Raw genomic sequence first — 19771 nt, 5'->3', positions numbered from 1 at the left:
CAATTGGATTGTGGCCCCTTTACGAGTGCTTCAGAACTTCATTCCAATTTTAGGTTTGCGGGTTAGGCTAGGAGCGTAATGCCGGCGTATGAAAGGCAGATGTCGGGAGGAACCGCGCCACGGCGCGCGCTTTCGCGCGCCCTGCTTTTCGCATTGTTGTGCTCGACGGCACTTGTTGCCGAAACCGGAAGTGCGGCAGCCTTCGAGATTTTCGGCATCAAGCTGTGGGGATCCAAAGACGAAGATGCCGATATCGTCGACCCGCTGCGCTATGCGGTGACGATCGAGGCGCCGGACGCCGACAAGGATCTCGTCGAGAAGCTCGAAAACGCCTCGGCGCTGAAGGCCGACGAGGAACACCCGGTATCCGGTTCTCTCGGCCTGCTGGCCAAGGCGCGCAGCGACCGTGAGCAACTTGTCGCCGCGCTCTACGCGGACGCCCGCTACGAGGGTGTCGTCACCATCACTATTCAGGGCAAGCCGCTCGACGATCTGCCGCCCGATGCCGAGTTTTCGGGTCCGCAGCCGATACCGGTGGTGATCAGCATAGCGGCCGGGCCGAAATTCACGCTTGGCAACATCAGGCTGAAAGGCGATGCGGCGGGGCTGGCAAGTGCCGATTTCGGCCTGATCGCCGGGGGTGACGCCAGTTCGGGCGCCGTGCTCAAGGCCGAGGCGGCGATCGTGCGGGCACTCAAGCAAGAAGGCAGGCCGCTGGCCAAGGTGACGGGCCGCGAGATCGTCGCCGAGCACGCCGGTTCGACGCTCGACGTGACGCTCACCGTCGCGGCCGGGCCGGTCGCCGGCTATGGCGACACCACTGTCGAGGGCACCGAAAAGGTCGACCGCGACTTCACCGAATATATGACCGGCCTGAAGCGCGGCCGCCAGTATTCGCCCGATGAGATCGACGATGCGCGCGACCGGCTGCTCGGGCTCGAGGTCTTCAACAGCGTGACGGTGAAGGAAGCCGACGCGCTCGACGCCGAGGGCAATATCCCGATCGGTGTCGAGGTCAGCGAACGCAAGCCACGCTATTTCGGCATTGGCGGCAGCTTCTCAAATACCGAAGGGCTGGGCCTCGAAGGCTATTGGGGGCACCGCAATCTGTTTGGCCGCGCCGAAAAGCTGCGCATCGACGGCAAGATCAGCGGCATCGGCAGCAACGACTTGACCCAGCTCAATTACAATGCCGGCGTCATGTTCGAAAAGCCGGGCGTCGTCGGGCCGGCGTCGAAATTCATTGCCAGCGTCAATACCGTTTTGGAGCACCCCGACGCCTACGACCATTTCTCGGTCAAGGGCAGCACCGGCCTATCCTACGAACTCGACAAGAAGCAGACGGTTTCCGCGCAAGTCGCGCTGGACTATTCGAGGATCCACGACGCTTTCGGCAAGCACACCTATCTGATCGCCAGCATTCCACTGCAATATGTCTACGATAATCGCGACAGCAAGCTCAATCCGACCCGCGGCTTCAGGGTGCTGGCCTATGGCGAGCCGAGCTACGACATTTTGAGCGGGGCTGCGTTCGTCAAGCTGAAGGGCGAGGGGTCGGCCTACCAGTCGCTCGATTCGGCCTCGAAATTCGTTTTCGCCGAACGTGTCGCCATCGGCTCGATCATCGGCGCCGGTCTTCAAGATGTTCCGGCAGATCGACGCTTCTACTCAGGCGGCGGCGGTTCGGTGCGCGGCTATGCCTATCAAGGCATAGGCCCGAAGGACAGCAACGGAGAGCCGATCGGCGGGCTTTCCTTCTTCGAGACCTCGGTCGAAATGCGCATCGCCGTCACCGACAAGATCGGCGTCGTGCCGTTCGTCGATGCCGGCACGGTGTCGACCAGGCAGGTCCCCGATTTTTCAGACATGAAGGTCGGCGCGGGTGTAGGCTTGCGCTATCTGACGGCGTTCGGGCCGCTGCGCATCGACGCGGCAGTGCCGCTCAACCGCGGCCCCGACGATCCTCATTTCGGCATTTATGCCGGCATCGGCCAGGCATTCTGATGGCAATATTCAAGCGCATCCTCCGTATCCTTTTCTACACGCTGCTCATCGTCGCGGCAGCGGCGGTGGGGGCGCTCGTCGTGTTGACCAAAACCGAGGGCGGCCGCGAAAACCTTGCCGGCATCATCTCGACCATGGCCTCGACCGGTGATCGCAAGGTCACTGTCGTCGGCATCGACGGCATCTGGTCGGGCGCGCTGAGGGTCGATCATGTCGTTCTGGAGGATCGCGAAGGCGCCTGGATGGTGGCACGCAAGGTGGCCGTCGACTGGTCGCCGCTGGCACTCCTGTCGAAGAGCTTCAGCGCCGATCGCATCGGGGCAGAGCGTATCGAGTTGGCAAGGCTGCCGGTGGCCAGTACACAGCCGAGCCAAGGCGGAGCGACGACGCTGCCGGTTTCCATCGACGTCAGGCAACTCGACCTTCCCGAAATCGCGCTCGGGCAGGCTCTGGCCGGCAGCGGTGTCGCCGAACTTGCAGCCAAGGGGGCACTCAAGGCGGACGCCTCACCGTTGGCGATCGAGACCAACCTCAAGATCGTTCGCCATGACGGCAAGCAAGGCATGGTCGACGCCAAAGCCCATTTCGCGCCGGCCGACAACAAACTCGATCTCGACCTTAAGGCATCCGAGCCGGCCGGCGGCATCATCGCCAACCTGCTCAACCTGCCGGGCGCGCCGCCGGTCAACATTGTCGTTTCCGGCACCGGACCGCTCGCCAACTGGAATGGCATCGGGACCTTCGTTGTCGACGGCCGGATCGTCACCCAGCTTACCGGTCGCCATCAACTCACCGACAAGGGTCATTATGTCGAGGCCAATGGCGATGGCGAATTCGAGCGCTTCCTGCCCGAAACCCTGAAACCGCTGTTTGCCGGCAAGACCAGCTTCGACCTCGCCGGCACAGCGACCGCGGCCGGCGGCGTCGATGTCGAGCGCGCCAATATCGACAGCGGCGCCATCCACGCTACCGCCGCTGGCATTGTCGATCCGAACGGCACCAGCGACCTTTCGGTGAAGCTCGCCGCAAAGGGGCCGCCGATCGTGCTCAGCCTCGGCAGCGAGGCGCAGCCGATAACCGTGGCGATCAAGGATGCCACGGCCCGCGCTTTCGGCGATGGCAAGGCGCCGATGGTGGATATCGGCGCGTCGCTGGTCTCGGTGGTGGCGGGCGGCACGCGGGTGGACGACCTGATCGGGCAAGTGCATTCCGACGGCTTCGACATCCAGAACCGTAGCGGGCCCGTCACCATCAAGCTGACGGCGGCCGGCCTGAACACCGACGTCGCGACCTTGGCGCCGCTGGTAACGGGCAGGGTCAGCGCCGGTCTCGCCGGCTCGGTCAGCAAGGAACAGGTCGTCGTCGACGAAGGCACGCTGCGCAGCGACGCCCTCAATGCGTCCGTGACGGCCACAGTAGCGCTTGCCGATCTGTCGATGACGCTCAAAATGAATGCCGACGCGGCCTCGACGGCGCTGCCGCCCCAGATCAGCTCGGTTCTCGGCCAGCGCGTGCAGTTTTCCGCAACCGCGACACGCGACCCGGATGGTGCGTTCGCCGCCAACGCATTGCAACTCACCTCAGGCACGCTTAGCGCCAGCGGCACCGCCAGTGCGCAGGGCACCGATATCCGGGCCGATATCAAAGGCACGCTGGGCGACGTGTCGGTGCTGTCGCCGCTGGTCGGCGCCAAGGTCGGCGGCGCGGTCGGTTTCGCGCTGACCGCAAGCGGCGCGCGCAGCGCACCGAATTTCTCGGTTTCGGCCAACAGCGACAGCCTGACGGCGTCCGGTCATGCTGTGAAGCAGATCAAGCTGAGTGCGAGCGGCAAGGCCGATATCGCCAGTCCCGCCGCCGATGTCTCGCTGACCGGCTCGGTCGACGACCAGCCGCTCGACCTCAAGGCATCGCTGGTAACAACCGACGGCAAGCGCTCCATCAATGGACTTGCCGTCTCGTTGGCCGACAACAGGGTCTCCGGCGACCTCGGGCTCGACGACAACCTGCTGCCGCTCGGCACGTTGACCCTCGATGCCGCCGATATTGCTCCGCTGGCCAGACTTGCCGGCCAAACGGTAGCCGGCGACGTGCGCGGCACCATCCGCTTTGCGAACGACGACGGAGCGCCGACGGTCGCGATCGATGCGACGAGCACCGCGGTCTCGCGCGGCGAACTGGCGGCAAAGACAATCGCTGTCAACGCGCTGGTCGCCAATTATCTCAGTGCACCGGCAATCTCCGGCAAGATCAAGGCCGACTCGATCACCTCCGGAATCACGGTGATCAGCGGCATCGATGTCGACCTGAAGCGCAATGGCGACTGGACCGGCTTTACCGGCGGCGCCACGGTCGCCAGCATTCCGGCCAGCGCGTCCGGGCGGGTCAGGGTGGCGAACGGCACCACCAGCATCGAGCTTGCCTCGGGCGAGGCGACCATCCGCGGCATCAAGACAGCTATCGCGCAGCCATCGGCGCTAACAATCGCCAATGGCATGGTGAGCATAGAGAAACTGGCGCTCGGTGTCGGCGGCGGTTCGGTTGCTGTGTCGGGTACGGCTGGCCAGACGCTCGATCTCGCTGCCACCTTGTCGGCGCTGCCGGCAGCACTTGCCAATGATTTTTCACCAGGCCTCGATGCCGTGGGCGCGCTCAGCGGCACCGCGCAGGTCACGGGATCGTCGGCTGCCCCAGATATTCGCTTCAACGCCCGGCTCAGCGGCGCCGAAACCAGCCAGACCCGGCAGGCTGGGCTCGGGCCGCTCAATCTCGATGCGGCAGGCCATTTCTCGTCGGCCAGCGGCCTCGCCATCGAGCAGGCGACGCTTGCCGGCGAGAAAATCTCCGGCAAGGCAGCCGGCACCATCAATCCGAATGGCGCCAGCGATTTCTCGTTCGACCTCGCATCCACCGGCCCGAGTCTGCCGCTGTCGCTCGGCAGCAAGGCGAGCCCGATCAAGCTCGAGCTGCAGGCACTGTCGTTGAAGGCGGCCGGGCAGGGCACCCAGCCGAAGCTCGACATCTCCGCGACGCTGCCATCGGCCGCCACCAATCTAGCTAAGATCGAGGGCATCACGCTTGCGCTGCACTCCGACCGCTTCGACGTGAAAGCCCGGAGCGGGCCGATCTCCGGCTCGGTGATCGCTGAAAAAATCGGCCTCGACAATCCGACCATCGCGCCGCTGATCGCCGGCAAGGTCACCGCCAAACTCGCCGGCAGCCTTGCCGCCGATGCCATCGTCGTCGATAGCGGCACGGTGACCAGCGACGCGTTGAACAGCGGCTTCAACGGGCGGGTCTCGCTGGCCGACGGCGCCATCGACCTCAATGTCAAGGCGGACGCCGCCTCGGCGGCACTGCCGGGGGCGGTGCGTGGCGTGCTCGCCGAGCGAACGCAATTCAGTGCCGCGCTGAAGCGTGACGCCAACGGCAATGTCATCGCCAACACAGTCAGGCTGTCGTCTGGTTCGCTGACGGCAGGCGGGCAGGCGAGCCTTGCCGACAACAAGCTCAGCGCCGACGTCAAAGGCGCGCTGGGCGACGTCTCGCTGCTATCCAAGGACGCTCAAGGCGCCATTTCTTTCGCGCTGAATGCGCAAGGCGCCAGCACCGCGCCGGATCTGTCGCTGACTGTCAACAGCGACAAGCTTTCGGTGGCCGCACGCGAGATCACCGGGCTGAAGCTCACCGCCACCGGCAAGGCTGATGCCGCCAACCCGGCTGCGAATGTGCAACTCACCGGAAATGTCGGCGGCCAACCGCTGCAGGGCAGCGCTGTGCTGGCGACATCGGACGGCAAACGCGCCATCAACGGGCTTTTGCTGTCGCTCGGCAAGAACCGTGTCTCCGGCGACCTGGCGCTCGACGATGCCTTTGTGCCAGCCGGCACCGTGGCACTCGACCTGCCCGATATCGGTCCGCTTGCGGCCCTGGCACTGGAAAAGGCCGATGGCGATGTACGCGGCACGATCGCCTTCTCCAAGGCGGGCACCGTGCCACAGGTCGCCGTCAAGGCGACAACGGCCTCGATCTCGCGCGGCGATGTCTCGGCCAAGGCCGTGAGCATCGATGCGCTGATCGCCAACTATCTGGCGGCACCGGTGATCTCGGGCAAAATCCGTGCCGAGAGCGTAACTTCCGGCGGCACGGCTATTCGGGGCGTCAACGTCGATCTCAAGCGCGACGGCGAATGGACCGGCTTTTCCGGTGGCGCCTCCGTCAAGGATATTCCGCTGAAGGCCGCCGGCCGGGTCAAGGCAGTCAAGGGTACGACGACGGTCGAACTTGCCTCCGGCGAGGCGACCATCCGCGGCATCAAGGCGGCCATCGCCCAGGCCTCGACCATCAACATCGCTAATGGAGTGACCAGCCTCGACAGGCTGGTGCTCAACCTCGGCGGCGGCACGGCGACGGTCACGGGCAAGGCTGGGCAAGCGCTCGACCTCAACGCGACGCTGGCGCGCGTACCGATCTCGATAGCCAACAGTTTTTCGCCGGGCCTCGATGCCGCCGGTTCCATCTCGGGCACTGTGAAGGTGACGGGCGTGCCGGCCAATCCGGCCGTTGCCTTCAAGATTGACGCCGCAGGCGTTCAGACGTCGCAGACCCGTGGTGCAGGTTTCGGCGGCATGGGCGTTTCATCCTCAGGTACGTATTCGGGCAACAGACTGACGTTCGACGCCAACATGAGCGATGCCGCTGGCCTCGGCCTCAAGGGCGGCGGCACGATGACGACATCAGGCGCGCCCACCCTTGATCTCAATTTTTCCGGCAAGGTGCCGTTCGCCTTTCTCACCAGGACACTCGCCGCACAAGGCCTGTCCTTGAGCGGCACGGCCGACGTCGATCTGCAGGTGCGCGGCCCGGCGACGTCGCCGGTGATCTCAGGCACAGTCCGCACGTCAGGCGCCCGCCTGCTCGACGCGCGCTCGGGGCTTGCGATCAACGACATCACTGCCGACGTCGCCATCGGTGGCGGCGTGGCAAGGATCAATCGCCTGACCGGCACGCCGTCGACGCGCGGCAGCCTTTCGGCCAGCGGCACCGTCGGCATCGATCCGGCTAAGGGCTTTCCGGCCGATCTGTCGATCAAGCTCGTCGACGGCCGCTATACCGACGGCAAGGTGGTCACCGCCAATCTTGGCGGCGACCTGACCGTCAAGGGACCGCTCACCTCCGCGCCGGTGATTTCCGGTACCGTCAATCTGGCCAAGACCGTCATCACCGTACCCGAAAAGCTGCCCGGTTCGCTGGCCGAGCTCAACGTCAAGCACAAGAATGCGCCGGCCGCCGTGCGTGCGCAGGACAAGGCGTTGCGCCCGGCCGCAGCAAGCAACGGCAGTGGAGGCAGCGGCCTCAACCTCGACGTCACGGTCAATGCGCCGAGCCAGATCTTCATCCAGGGCAGGGGTGTCGACGCCGAGCTCGGCGGTTCGCTGCGGCTGACCGGTCCGGCATCGTCACCCCAGGCGATCGGCACCTTCACCTTGCGGCGCGGGCGGCTGACGATCCTTGCCAAGCGGCTGACCTTCACCGAAGGCACAGTCGGCTTCTCCGGCTCTCTGGTGCCCTACCTCAACCTTACGGCGCAATCGAAGACGACCAGCGCCACCGTGACCATCGTGGTGTCGGGCGAGGCGAACAACCCGAAATTCAGCTTCTCCTCGGTACCTGCGCTGCCGGAGGACGAGGTGCTGGCGCAGCTGATCTTCGGCCGTTCGATGTCGAACCTGTCGCCGCTGCAGATCGCGCAGCTTGCCGAGGCTGCCGGACAACTGGCCGGCGTCGGCGGCTCGACCTCCCTGCTGCAGAACCTGCGCAGCGCGATCGGCGTCGACGATCTCGACGTAATCACCGACGAACAGGGCGGCACCGCCGTCTCGGCGGGCAAGTATCTCAACGACCGCACCTACGTGACGATCCAGAAGGGCGATAGGCCGGGTTCGGGCAAGGCAACCGTCGATCTCGACGTTGGGCGCGGCGTCAAGCTGCGTGGTGAGGCAACCGACGCCGGCGAAGCCAAAGGCGGTGTTTTCTACGAACGAGAATATTGAAACAGGCCGTTCGCGCAGGACAGTTGGTCTCCGAAGAACGAGCGGCGCAGCGGCGAATGTCCCAGTTTAATCGCCCGTTGAGATTTCGGACGAAATCCCTGGCGCAGTAGCAAATTTGCGCCAAGACTGTCGTTATCGCGCGAACCGCCCTGCTTTCAAAGTTGCACATTCCTTAGCATGTTCCCAATCCGCGCCGTCTTTGACATCATGGCGCGAATGCGGAATGTTAAAAGGCAGAAAGCCAACAATGGGAGTTAGTCATGACGATCTACAAGAGTAACGGCGACCGCGTTCCCGATCACATCCTAGCCATGGCCGAAGACGCCAAGGCAGGCAAGATGGATCGTCGCGAATTTCTGGCTCTCGCCAGCGTCTTCGGCGCGTCGACGGCGATGGCCTATGGCATGCTTGGCCTTGCAGACCCGACGCCGGCCAGGGCGGAAGAGGTCCAGGGCAAGAAAGGCGGCGTATTGAAGGTCGCGCAATGGATCAAGGATCCGAAGGATCCGCGCAAGTCCGACTGGTCGGAAATCGCCAATGCCGAGCGTCAGGCGCTCGAGCCGCTGGTCAAATATACAACCGAATATACATTCCGCCCCTATCTGCTGGAGAGCTGGGACGTGAATGACGACGCTACCGAATACACGCTGCATGTGCGCAAGGGCGTCACCTGGAACAACGGCGATCCGTTCACCGCAGACGACGTCATCTTCAACCTCAAGCGTTGGGCCGACAAGAAGGCCGAAGGCAATTCCATGCCCGGTCGCCTCGGTTCTCTGGTCAAGGACGACAAGCTGGATGAGAGCGCGGTGACCAAGGTCGATGACCACACGATCAAGCTGACGCTCAGCAAGCCGGATATCGCCCTCATTCCCAACGTGTGCGACTATCCCGGCCTCATTGTCCACAAGACGTTCGACGAAAAAGGCGGCGACTTCAAGTCCTGCCCGATCGGCACCGGGCCGTTCGAGCTCGTCTCCTACGATGTCGGCCAGAAAGTGGTCTACAAGCGCCGCGAAGACAACAAATGGTGGGATGGTGACGTCTTCCTCGACGGCATCGAGTTCATCGACTACGGCACCGATCCGGCGGCGATGGTCAGCGCTTTCGAAGCTGGCGAAGTCCATACCAATTTCGAAACGTCAGCCGACTATGTGTCGATCCTCGACGGCATGGACCTGGTGAAGTCGGAGATCGTCACCGCGTCGACGATCGTCTGTCGCACCAATGTGACCAACAAGCCTTACGGCGACCAGAAGGTTCGCAACGCCCTGCAGCTCGCAGTCGACAACAATGTCGTCCTCCAGCTCGGCTACGGCAATGCCGGCACGGTTGCCGAAAACCACCATGTCGCCCCGATCCATCCGGAATACTACGAATTGCCGAAGGTTGCTCGCGACCCGGCCAAGGCAAAGGCGCTGATGGCGGAAGCCGGCCAGGCCGATTTCGAGCACGAGCTGATCACGGTCGACGAGGATTGGCACAAGAACACAGGCGATGCGATCGCCGCGCAGATGCGCGACGCCGGCATCAAGGTGAAGCGTACGGTGCTGCCGGGTTCGACGTTCTGGAACGACTGGACGAAGTATCCGCTGTCGATGACCAACTGGAACATGCGGCCGCTCGGCGTCCAGGTTCTGGCGATCGGCTATCGCACAGGTGAAGCCTGGAACGAGACGGCCTGGTCGAATCCGGAGTGGGACGCCAAGCTCAACGCTGCGCTGGCAGTTGCCGACGCCGCCAAGCGCAAGGAAATGATGAAGGATATCGAGCAGATCCTGCAGGATTCCGGCATTATCATCCAGCCTTATTGGCGCAAGCTCTACAGCCATTCGGTCAAGGCGGTGCAGAACTACAAGATGCACCCGACCTTCGAGCGTGACTACGGCAAGGTCTGGCTCGAACAGGCCTGACCGGACGATCCGGAAAGGGGCGTCTCGCCCCTTTCCCTCGCTCTTTGCATGGTCCTTGGACCGGAAGTCGGCGCAGCAAAAAGTTGCGGACTCTTCGGCCTGGGTCTGCAATAAAAAGGGTATTGCATCTGGGACTGGTCTGAAGGCTTGTTCTGCCGCTGACGGCAGGGCACGGCTTGCAAACCGGTTCGAACCCCCAACCCGACCGGCAGGGGACCGCCATGCTTTCTTTCGTAATCAGGCGTCTCGGCACCATGGCATTGACGATGCTGTGTCTGACGATGATCGTCTTTTTCCTGGTCAATCTCGGGCCCAATCTGAAAAAGCTGGCGATCAGCCAGACCGAAATGCACACCTCGGCCGAGCAGCTTGAAGCTTGGCTGGTCAACCATGGCTATCGGCAGAATTTCTTTGTCCGCTATGGCCAATGGCTGGGTGTGGTGCCCAAGCAGCCGGTTACCGACCCGGCGACCGGCAAGCCGGCGCAGCGTTTCTCCTTCTGCAACGATCCGGTCGTGCCGACATTCTCCGGCATCCTGCAAGGCGATTTCGGTTGCTCGACCAAGTTCAAGACGACGGTCGCTTCGAAACTCTTTCCGGCGCTCAGTGCCACCGGCATCCTGATGCTCTGCGTGCTGGCCGTAATGGTGCCGATCTCGCTTTTGATTGGCATCCTCGCCGGCATGCGCGAGGGCTCACGCACCGACCGTACATTGTCGGTGGCTTCGATCGCCTCGACGGCGACGCCCGAATATGTTTCGGGCGTCATCTTCACCGTCATCTTCGCCTCCTGGCTCGGCGTACTGAACGGTTCGGCGGCCTCGGCCAGCCAGGGCATCACCTTCTACAATTTCACCTTGCCGGTGATGACGCTGGCGATCTACGGCATCGGCTACATCGCCCGCATGACCCGAGCCTCGATGGTCGAGGTGATGACGCAACAGTATATCCGCACCGCCCGGCTCAAGGGCCTCTCCTTCGGCAGCGTGGTGATAAAGCACGCTCTGCGCAACGCGCTGATCGCACCGTTCACGGTCATCATGCTACAGTTTCCCTGGCTGCTCACCGGCGTCGTCATCGTCGAGGTGATGTTCCGCTACCAGGGGTTCGGCTACACGCTGGTCGAGGCCGCCGGCAACAACGACATCGATCTTCTGCTCGGCTGCTCGCTGGTCTCGGTGTTTATCGTCCTGATCACACAGCTCATCTCCGATGTCGGCTACGCGTTCCTCAATCCGCGCATCAGAGTTCAATAGGAGACCGGCGGATGCAGGTCGAATATCTCAGCGCCTTCAACGTCGTACTCGGCGTGCTTACCCGCTTCTGGCCGGTCTGGATCGCTCTCGCCCTGGTGATGGGGACGAGCTTCGGCTACAAGAAGAAGCTAGGCCTTTACGGCCAGCTTTTCGACAGCGGCGTCGGCATCGTTGGCGTCGGCATCTGCCTGTTCTGGCTGTTTACGGCGATCTTCGCGTCGACCATCTCGCCCTTCGATCCGCTCGCCCAAGTGCCGATCATGAAGGACGCGCTGCCGGGCGCGATCGAGCCGGCGTCGAAACTTGTATATTATTTCGGCGGCGACAAGCTCGCCCGCGACGTGTTCTCCCGCATGGTCTATGGCAGCCAGATCGTGCTGATCATCGCGCCGGCGGCGACCGGTTTTGCACTGATGGTCGGCATAACGCTCGGCCTGCCGGCCGGCTATTATGGCGGCAAGATCGATACGGTGCTGTCCTTCCTCGCCAACCTTGTGCTGGCCTTCCCGGTGATCCTGCTGTTCTACCTGCTGGTGACGCCGGGCATCATGGACACGCCGATCCCCTACGCGATGGCCGGGCTGTTCTTCCTATTTCCGATCATCTTCTTCAGCGTGCTGTTCTGGACGCGCTACAAGAACCGACCCGACCGCCTCTATATCCTGCTTGGCCTGACGTTGGTGGTTGGCGGCTGGATCTATGCCGGCCTTGTCTTCGATGCCGATCCGTTCAAGATCATCCATATCGATCCCAACCAGCTCAACATCTTCGTGGCGGTGGTGTTCGCCTCCAGCCCGGGCGTGTTCCGCATCGTGCGCGGCCTGGTCATGGACATCAAAACGCGCGACTATGTTGCGGCGGCGCAGACGCGGGGTGAATCGCCCTGGTACATCATGCTGTGGGAGATATTGCCCAATGCGCGCGGGCCGCTGATCGTCGACGCCTGCCTGCGCATCGGCTACACTACGATCCTGCTCGGCACACTCGGCTATTTCGGGCTGGGACTGGCGCCGGAAAGTCCGGACTGGGGCACGGCGATCAAGGATGCCAGCCGGCTGCTGCGCTCCTTCATCCACCCGGCGCTGCCGCCGACGATCGCATTGATGTCGTTCGTGCTCGGCCTCAACCTCCTGGCGGATTCGCTGCGCGAACAGTCGATGAAAGATTGATACCGGGAAAGATCGATGCCGGGTTCGGCCCGACATGCCTGAAGAACAAGGATTGGAGCGACCCATGAATGAGGCAGTTCGAAATCCCGCCAAGCCGACCAATGGGCCGACCAATGGGCCGATCATCGAGATCGAGAACCTGTCGATCTCCTTCTTCACCCGCAAGGGCGAGATCCCGGCCGTCATGGATTTTTCCTGCACGGTCATGCCTGGCGAGGCGATGGGTATTGTCGGCGAATCCGGCTGCGGCAAGTCGACCGTGTCGCTCGGTATCATGCGTGACCTCTCCAACATCGGAAAGATCGTCGGCGGAAAGATCAAGTTCCAGGGCAAGGACATGGGAGAACTGTCCGACGAGGAACTGCGCGCTATCCGCGGCAACAAGATCGCCATGATCTACCAGGAGCCAATGGCCAGCCTCAACCCCGCGATGAAGGTCGGCCAGCAGCTGATGGAAGTGCCGCTGATCCACGACAAGGTGTCGAAGGACGAAGCTTACAAACGCGCTTTGGAAATGGTGCGCGCGGTGAAGCTGCCGGATCCCGAGCGCATGATGCGTTCCTACCCGCACCAGCTTTCCGGCGGCCAGCAGCAGCGCATCGTCATTGCCATGGCGCTGCTGTCGAAGCCGGCGCTGCTTCTGCTCGACGAGCCGACGACAGCGCTCGACGTGACGGTTGAGGCCGGTATCGTCGACCTGGTCAAGGGGCTGGGCGAGAAGTTCGGCACCTCGATGATCTTCGTGTCGCACAATCTGGGCCTGATCCTGGAGACCTGCGACCGCATCACGGTGATGTATTCGGGCGAAGCGGTGGAGACGGGCAAGATCAAGGACGTCTTCGACCGGATGCGCCATCCCTACACGCAAGGCCTGTTCCGCTCGATCCCATTGCCGGGCGCCGACAAGAATTCGCGGCCGCTAATATCCATCCCGGGTCAGTTGCCGCTACCGCACGAGCGGCCGAAGGGCTGCAATTTCGGCCCGCGCTGCCACCATTTCGTCGAGGGCGTCTGCAACGCCGCCGAAATTCCGATGATCGCGGTCGAAGGCCATGACGGGCATTTCTCGCGCTGTGTGCGCTTCAACGAGATCGACTGGGAGGCGCTGCCACCCGGCGCCAAGAAGGTGAACGAGCGGGTGGTGCCCGGTGCGCCGGTGCTCCAAATCGAAGACCTCAGGAAGTACTACAAGGTCGGCGGCAGCGAAGTGTTCGGCTCGAGCGAGGGCCGTGTCGTCAAGGCCAATGAGACGATCTCGTTCATGGCGCGCGAATCCGAGACCGTCGCTATCGTTGGCGAATCCGGCTGCGGAAAATCGACCCTGGCCAAGGTGCTGCTCGGCCTCGAAACGGCAAGTTCCGGCCGCGTCAAGCTCGGCAACAAGGAGATCCAGTCGACCGGGATCGAGAAGCGCAGCGTCGACACGGTATCGTCGATCCAGATGGTGTTTCAAAATCCGTTCGACACACTCAATCCCAGCCATTCGGTCGGTTCGCAGATCATTCGCACGCTGGAAAAGTTCAATGTCGGCAACACGGTGGCCGACCGGCGCAAGCGGATGCTGGAATTGCTAGACCTGGTGAAGCTGCCCAGAGCATTCGAGACACGCAAGCCGCGCCAGCTTTCAGGTGGCCAGAAACAGCGCATCGGCGTGGCGCGCGCCTTTGCCGGCGACGCCAAGGTGGTGGTGGCCGACGAGCCGGTCTCGGCATTGGATGTGTCGGTCCAGGCGGCGGTGACCGAGCTTTTGATGGACATCCAGCGCAAGAACAAGACGACGATGCTGTTCATCAGCCACGATCTGTCGGTGGTGCGCTACATCGCCGACCGCGTCGTCGTCATGTATCTCGGCTATATCGTCGAGCAAGGCACGACCGACCAGATATTTTCGCCGCCCTATCACCCCTACACCGAGGCGCTGCTGTCGGCGATCCCGATTGCCGATACCAGCGTGGTGAAAAGGCACATCGTGCTGGAAGGCGACATTCCGTCAGCGATGAACCCGCCCTCGGGATGTCCGTTCCAGACGCGCTGCGGCTACAAGAAACTGGTGCCGGACAATCTTTGCGAAACTACGGTGCCGCCAGTCAAAAATCTCGGCGACGGCCATATGAGCCTGTGCTGGCTGTCCGACGACGTGCTGGCGAAAATGGAGCCGGTGATCAAATTCGACAAGGAGCACGCCGCGAATGAGGGCGTGCCCGAGGATGCAAACCACGGTGTTGGCCCGGGCTTTGCCGGAGATCCGCCCAAGCGCCCGCATGGGAAGACTGGCAGCGTTGAAGCCGATGCCGAGGGCCAGGCAGTGGAGAATGCCGAAGCGGTCGCCAAAGCCCGAAGTCACGAGATTCGCGACGAGGTTTCAGAGACCGGCGGGACCTCAAGCCCTGCCGATAGCGCGGTGGCACCAATCACGCCGCCGACGGTCGGTGATGGACGGCAGGCAGAGGACGCTCCGCGCAGGCCGCGCAAACCCAAGGGCGGCTGAAATGCCGCTAGTACGCTAGGGCGCGCATTGCCGTAGCTGCGCGGCGTAGTCCTGGGCCATCTGCTCGGTGGCGTGCGCATAGCGCTGCACGTCAGCGTCGCCGCGATTACCGCGCTTATAGGCGTTCCAGCCGAGATAGTAGGCGAGATACAGATTGTAAGTGTCGTTGCGGGCGACGCCGAGTGTGTCGGCGGTCTTGGAATGATACCAGCCGACAAAATCGACGGCATCGGCAAACCTGGTGCGGCGCGCCGCCCAGCTGCCGGTCTCGTTCTGGTATTGCGCCCAGGTCCCGTCGAGCGCCTGCGAGAAGCCGGTTGCACTGGAGATATGTTTCCAGGGAATGAAGCCCAGCAGCTTGGTGCGCGGCGGCCTGGCGTTGCTCTTGAAGCCGGATTCCTTGCGCACCGTCGCCATCAGCACGGGAACCGGCACACCGTATTTCTGCTCGGCGCGTTGTGCCGCCGCCTGCCAATTGTCGAACCAGCCGTCATTCTGGTCGAAAACGGCACAGACATCGTTGATGTGGTTCGGCGGCGTCGCGCAGGCCGAAAGCGTCAGCGGCACGGCAATCGCTACAATTTTACTAAAACTCGACCTACGCATCGGAAGAGCATTAGGCTGAAAACATAAAAGGAATCTTGCGGCGTTTCTTAACGGCTCGTCGGCCGTTTTGGCTGGCGCTGAGGAAGTATGAACATTCCGAACGTTTGTTGTCGCTTTTACCGATATGAAATTCCCGGAATGGCGCCTTGGCTAAAATCACGCCCGCAGGTGGCGGATTCTTGACAGCTCGATCTTCGCGCCAGCGCTTTGATGCGCCGCATGAGCGAACCAAGACGCAAGCGCGGCGCCGAGCGAACCAGCAACAGGGGACCGACCGCCATCCCGCAACTGCCGCTCAGGCGGGTGACAAACCCTTATCCGCCGATGGCGATGCTCTCGGCCGACCAGATCGAGGCGATCCACCAGGCGTCGACGCACATTCTTGAGAATTTCGGCATCGAGGTGATGAGCCCGCGGGCGCTGTCGCTGTTCGAGAAGGCCGGGGCCAAGGTCGATCATGCCACGATGAACGTCCGCATCGATCGCGCCATGATTGAGGAAGCGCTGAAGACGACGCAGTCCAGCTATACGCTGACGCCGCGCAATCCCGCCCATGCCGTCCACCTCGGCGGCAATACCATCAACTTCACGCTCGTCGCCGGGCCGCCGAATGTGCACGACATGGAGCGCGGCCGCCGTGCCGGCAATTTGCGCGATTATTCCGATCTCGTCCGGCTGGCGCAGCATTTCAACTGCATCCACATGCTAGGCAACCAGGTCTGCGCGCCGATGGAACTGCCGGCGAATTCCCGCCACCTCGACACCTATTTCGCCAATCTGACGCTGACCGACAAAAGCTTTCACGTCTCGGCTATCGGCCGCGGCAGGGCGCTCGACGGCATCGAAATGATGGCAATCGCGCGCGGACTGACGCTTGACGAGATGCGCGACGATCCCGGCGTCACCACGATCATTTCGGTCAACTCGCCGCGCCGCTTCGATGAGATGATGGCCGAGGGGCTGATGACGATGGCCGAGTTCGGCCAGTCGGTGGCGGTAACGCCGTTCACGCTGATGGGGGCGATGAGCCCGGTGACGCTTGCCGGCGCGCTCGCCCAGCAGAATGCCGAGGCGCTGTTCGGCGTGGTGCTGACGCAGCTCGTCCGCCCCGGCGCGCCGGTGATGTATGGCGCCTTCACCTCCAATGTCGATATGAAATCGGGAGCGCCCGCGTTCGGCACGCCTGAAAACACCAAGGCGAATATCGCGTCCGGACAGTTGGCGCGGCGTTACAGGCTGCCTTACCGGACGACGCCGGGCTCGGCTTCCAACGCCGCCGACGCGCAAGGCGCCTATGAGACGCTGATGGCGCTGTGGGGCGCGGTGCTCGGCCATGGCAACCTCGTCTACCATGCCGCCGGCTGGCAGGAGGGCGGACTGACAGCGTCGTTCGAAAAGTTCATCATCGACGTCGAGATGATCCAGCACATGATGGAGTTTTTGCGCCCGATCGAAGTCAACGAGGCCGAGCTTGCCGTCGAGGCTCTGGGTGCGGTTCCGACCGGCGGCCACTTTTTCGGCGAGCCACACACGCTGGAGCGCTACGCCACGGCCTTCTACCAGCCGATTCTGTCCAACTGGCAGAACTACGAGGCCTGGGAGGAGGCCGGTGGGCTCGACGCCACGGCGCGTGCGACGAGGCTGTGGAAGAAGGCGCTAGAGGACTATGTCGAGCCGGTGATGGAAATCTCCAGGCGCGAGGCGCTGGAGGCGTATGTGGCCAAGCGCAAGGAAGCGATCGGGCAAAGCGAGCCTTAAGCGCCGCTCTTCTTGTTTGGATTCATTCTCTTCTCCTACAGAATCATGAAACCCAACCAACTCTTTGAAATGACGAGAATCCCATGAAATCGCATGCAAAGGTCGTGGTTATCGGCGGTGGCGTTGTCGGGTGCTCCGTGCTGTTCCATCTGGCCCGTCACGGCTGGACCGACATAGTGCTTCTGGAGCGCGATGAATTGACCTCCGGCTCGACCTGGCACGCGGCCGGCGGCATGCACACGATCAATGGCGACCCCAACGTCGCCAAGCTGCAGAAATACACGATCTCGCTCTACAAGGAGATCGAGGAGCTGTCCGGCCAGGCGACTGGCGTGCATCTGACCGGCGGCGTCTTGCTGGCGGCGACCGAGGCGCGGCTCGACTGGCTGCGCGGCGTCGTCGCCAAGGGTCGCTATCTCGGCATCGACCTCGAGGAGATATCGCCTGATGAGGCGGCCGAGCTGATGCCGCTGCTCGATCCCAAGCAGTTCGTTGGTGCTGTGCGCAACAAGGAGGACGGTCATCTCGACCCGTCCGGCGTTACCCACGCCTACGCCAAGGCGGCGAGGAAGCTTGGTGCCGAGGTCGAGCGCTTCACCAAGGTCGAGGACATCGTGCGACGCGCCGACGGACTGTGGCGCGTCATTACCAACAAGGGCGAGGTGGTGGCCGAGCATGTCGTCAACGCCGGCGGCCTGTGGGCGCGCGAGGTCGGCCGCATGGTCGGGCTGGAGCTGCCGGTGCTGGCGATGGAGCACATGTACCTGATCACCGAAGACATGCCGGAAGTCGCCGCCTGGAACCAGAAGACCGGCACGGAGATCATCCACGCGGTCGATTTCGACGGCGAGCTCTATCTGCGCCAGGAGCGCGGCGGCATGCTGATGGGCACTTACGAAAAGGCCAACAAGCCATGGTCCGAGTTCCAGACGCCGTGGAATTTCGGCCACGAGCTGCTCGAACCCGACATCGACCGGATCGCGCCGTCGCTGGAGGTCGGGTTCCGGCATTTCCCGGCCTTCCAGAACACCGGCATCAAGCAGATCATCAACGGTCCCTTCACCTTCGCGCCGGACGGCAATCCGCTGGTCGGGCCGGTGCGCGGCCTGCCGGGATTCTGGGTGGCCTGTGGTGTCATGGCGGGGTTCTCGCAGGGAGGCGGCGTCGGCCTGGCGTTGTCGAACTGGATGATTGAGGGCGATCCCGGCGCCGATATCTGGGCGATGGATGTGTCGCGTTACGGTGACTGGGCGACGATGGCCTACACCAACGCCAAGGTGCGCGAAAACTATTCGCGGCGGTTTTCGATCCGCTTCCCGAACGAGGAACTACCGGCCGGACGGCCACTCAGGACGACACCGGTCTACGACCTGTTGTCGGTCAAGGGCGCGCAATGGGGGGTCGCCTATGGGCTGGAAGTGCCGCTGTGGTACGCGCCCGAAGGCGTCAAGGACGAATTCTCCTGGCGCCGCTCGAACGATTTCGAGCATGTGGCGAGAGAAGTGGAGACGGTTCGGCAGGGCGTTGGTCTCTCGGAAATCTCGTCATTCGCCAAATACAGGGTAACCGGCGAGGGCGCTGCAGCCTGGCTCGACCGCCTGCTTGCCTGCAAGTTGCCAAGCCCCGGCCGCATGACGCTGGCGCCGATGCTGAAGGAAGACGGCAGGCTGATCGGCGATTTCACGCTGGCCAATCTCAGCAGCCTAAATTCTGAAAATGGCGATTGGTTCCTGGCCGGCTCCGGCGTCGCCGAGCAGTACCATATGCGCTGGTTCGAAGCGCATCTGCCGAAGGACGGCTCTGTCAGCATCGAGGCGCTCGGCGCAAAACTCACCGGCTCGTCGATCGCCGGGCCGAGCGCGCGGAAGCTTCTTGAAAAGGTCACACGATCTGACGTGTCGAACGCGGCTTTTCCGTTCATGGCCATCAGCAGGATGGACATCGGCATGGCGCCGTGCCTGGTCGGGCGCGTCAGCTACACCGGCGATCTCGGCTACGAAATCTGGGTGGCGCCGGAATATCAGCGCACCGCCTATCAGGCGCTGATGGCGGCGGGCGAGGAATTCGGCATCGGCCTGTTCGGCTCGCGCGCCCTCAATGCGCTGCGGCTGGAGAAGAATTACGGCTCATGGGCGCGCGAATACCGGCCGATCTACGGGCCGCTGGAGGCTGGGCTCGACCGCTTCGTTGCCTATGGCAAGCAGGCCGATTTTATTGGCAAGCAGGCCGCATTGGCGGAGCGCAAGCACGGCGGCAGACTGCGGCTGCGGGCCTTTGTCGTCGATACTGTCGATGCCGACGTCATCGGCGACGAGCCAATCTGGTTTGGCGGTGCCGTGCGCGGCTGGGTCACGTCGGGCGGCTACGCACATCATTCGAAAAAATCCGTCGCCATCGGCTATGTGCCGAAAGAGATTGCCGACGAAGTTGAAGGCTTCGAGATCGAGATTCTGGGCAAACGCCACGCTGCGCGCATGCAGCCGATCCCGCTGTTCGACGCGAATTTCGAGCGGATGCGTGGGTGAAG

General features: G+C 63.0%; 9 protein-coding genes. 8 read left to right on the top strand and 1 reads right to left on the bottom strand.

All coding sequences use genetic code 11. The annotated features are described in order from the left end of the window. Positions 1-78 precede the first annotated feature (78 nt). From NKJ46_RS16470 to NKJ46_RS16445, 6 genes are all read left to right on the top strand, one after another. Positions 79-2004, top strand: a complete 1926-nt coding sequence (locus tag NKJ46_RS16470) for an autotransporter assembly complex protein TamA (RefSeq protein WP_352564374.1) — start codon at positions 79-81, stop codon at positions 2002-2004. Continuing rightward, positions 2004-8054: a translocation/assembly module TamB domain-containing protein gene (locus NKJ46_RS16465; RefSeq protein WP_352665958.1), complete on the top strand. Its 6051-nt coding sequence runs from the start codon at positions 2004-2006 to the stop codon at positions 8052-8054. Before NKJ46_RS16470 ends, NKJ46_RS16465 begins: the two co-directional genes overlap by 1 nt. Positions 8055-8314: 260 nt before the next feature. After that, the gene (locus NKJ46_RS16460) at positions 8315-9967 is read left to right on the top strand and encodes an ABC transporter substrate-binding protein (RefSeq protein ID WP_352491081.1); all 1653 of its coding nucleotides are present in this window, start codon (positions 8315-8317) and stop codon (positions 9965-9967) included. Between the two features lie 221 nt (positions 9968-10188). Continuing rightward, positions 10189-11223, top strand: coding sequence for an ABC transporter permease (locus NKJ46_RS16455; protein ID WP_352564378.1), 1035 nt, complete (start codon positions 10189-10191; stop codon positions 11221-11223). A gap of 11 nt (positions 11224-11234) precedes the next feature. Continuing rightward, positions 11235-12392, top strand: a complete 1158-nt coding sequence (locus NKJ46_RS16450) for an ABC transporter permease (RefSeq protein ID WP_352564380.1) — start codon at positions 11235-11237, stop codon at positions 12390-12392. A 64-nt stretch (positions 12393-12456) separates the two neighbouring features. Further along, positions 12457-14880 (top strand): dipeptide ABC transporter ATP-binding protein, encoded by a 2424-nt coding sequence (locus tag NKJ46_RS16445; RefSeq protein ID WP_352564382.1) that lies wholly within the window; start codon positions 12457-12459, stop codon positions 14878-14880. A gap of 15 nt (positions 14881-14895) precedes the next feature. Here NKJ46_RS16445 and NKJ46_RS16440 read toward each other — a convergent pair whose 3' ends face one another. Next, a complete protein-coding gene (locus NKJ46_RS16440; RefSeq protein WP_352564384.1) occupies positions 14896-15486 on the bottom strand; it encodes a transglycosylase SLT domain-containing protein in 591 nt (196 codons plus the stop codon). Positions 15487-15705: 219 nt separating this feature from the next. On the opposite strand from NKJ46_RS16440, the gene NKJ46_RS16435 reads away from it, so the two are divergent. After that, positions 15706-17244, top strand: coding sequence for a trimethylamine methyltransferase family protein (locus NKJ46_RS16435; protein WP_352564385.1), 1539 nt, complete (start codon positions 15706-15708; stop codon positions 17242-17244). A gap of 83 nt (positions 17245-17327) precedes the next feature. Next, positions 17328-19769 (top strand): GcvT family protein, encoded by a 2442-nt coding sequence (locus tag NKJ46_RS16430; protein WP_352665957.1) that lies wholly within the window; start codon positions 17328-17330, stop codon positions 19767-19769. The last annotated feature ends 2 nt before the right edge of the window (positions 19770-19771 follow it).

Source organism: Mesorhizobium sp. M0166, assembly GCF_040322255.1.
Lineage (GTDB): Bacteria > Pseudomonadota > Alphaproteobacteria > Rhizobiales > Rhizobiaceae > Mesorhizobium.
The sequence above is the reverse complement of the archived record's forward strand: the minus strand, read 5'-3'. Positions and strand labels throughout refer to the sequence as shown.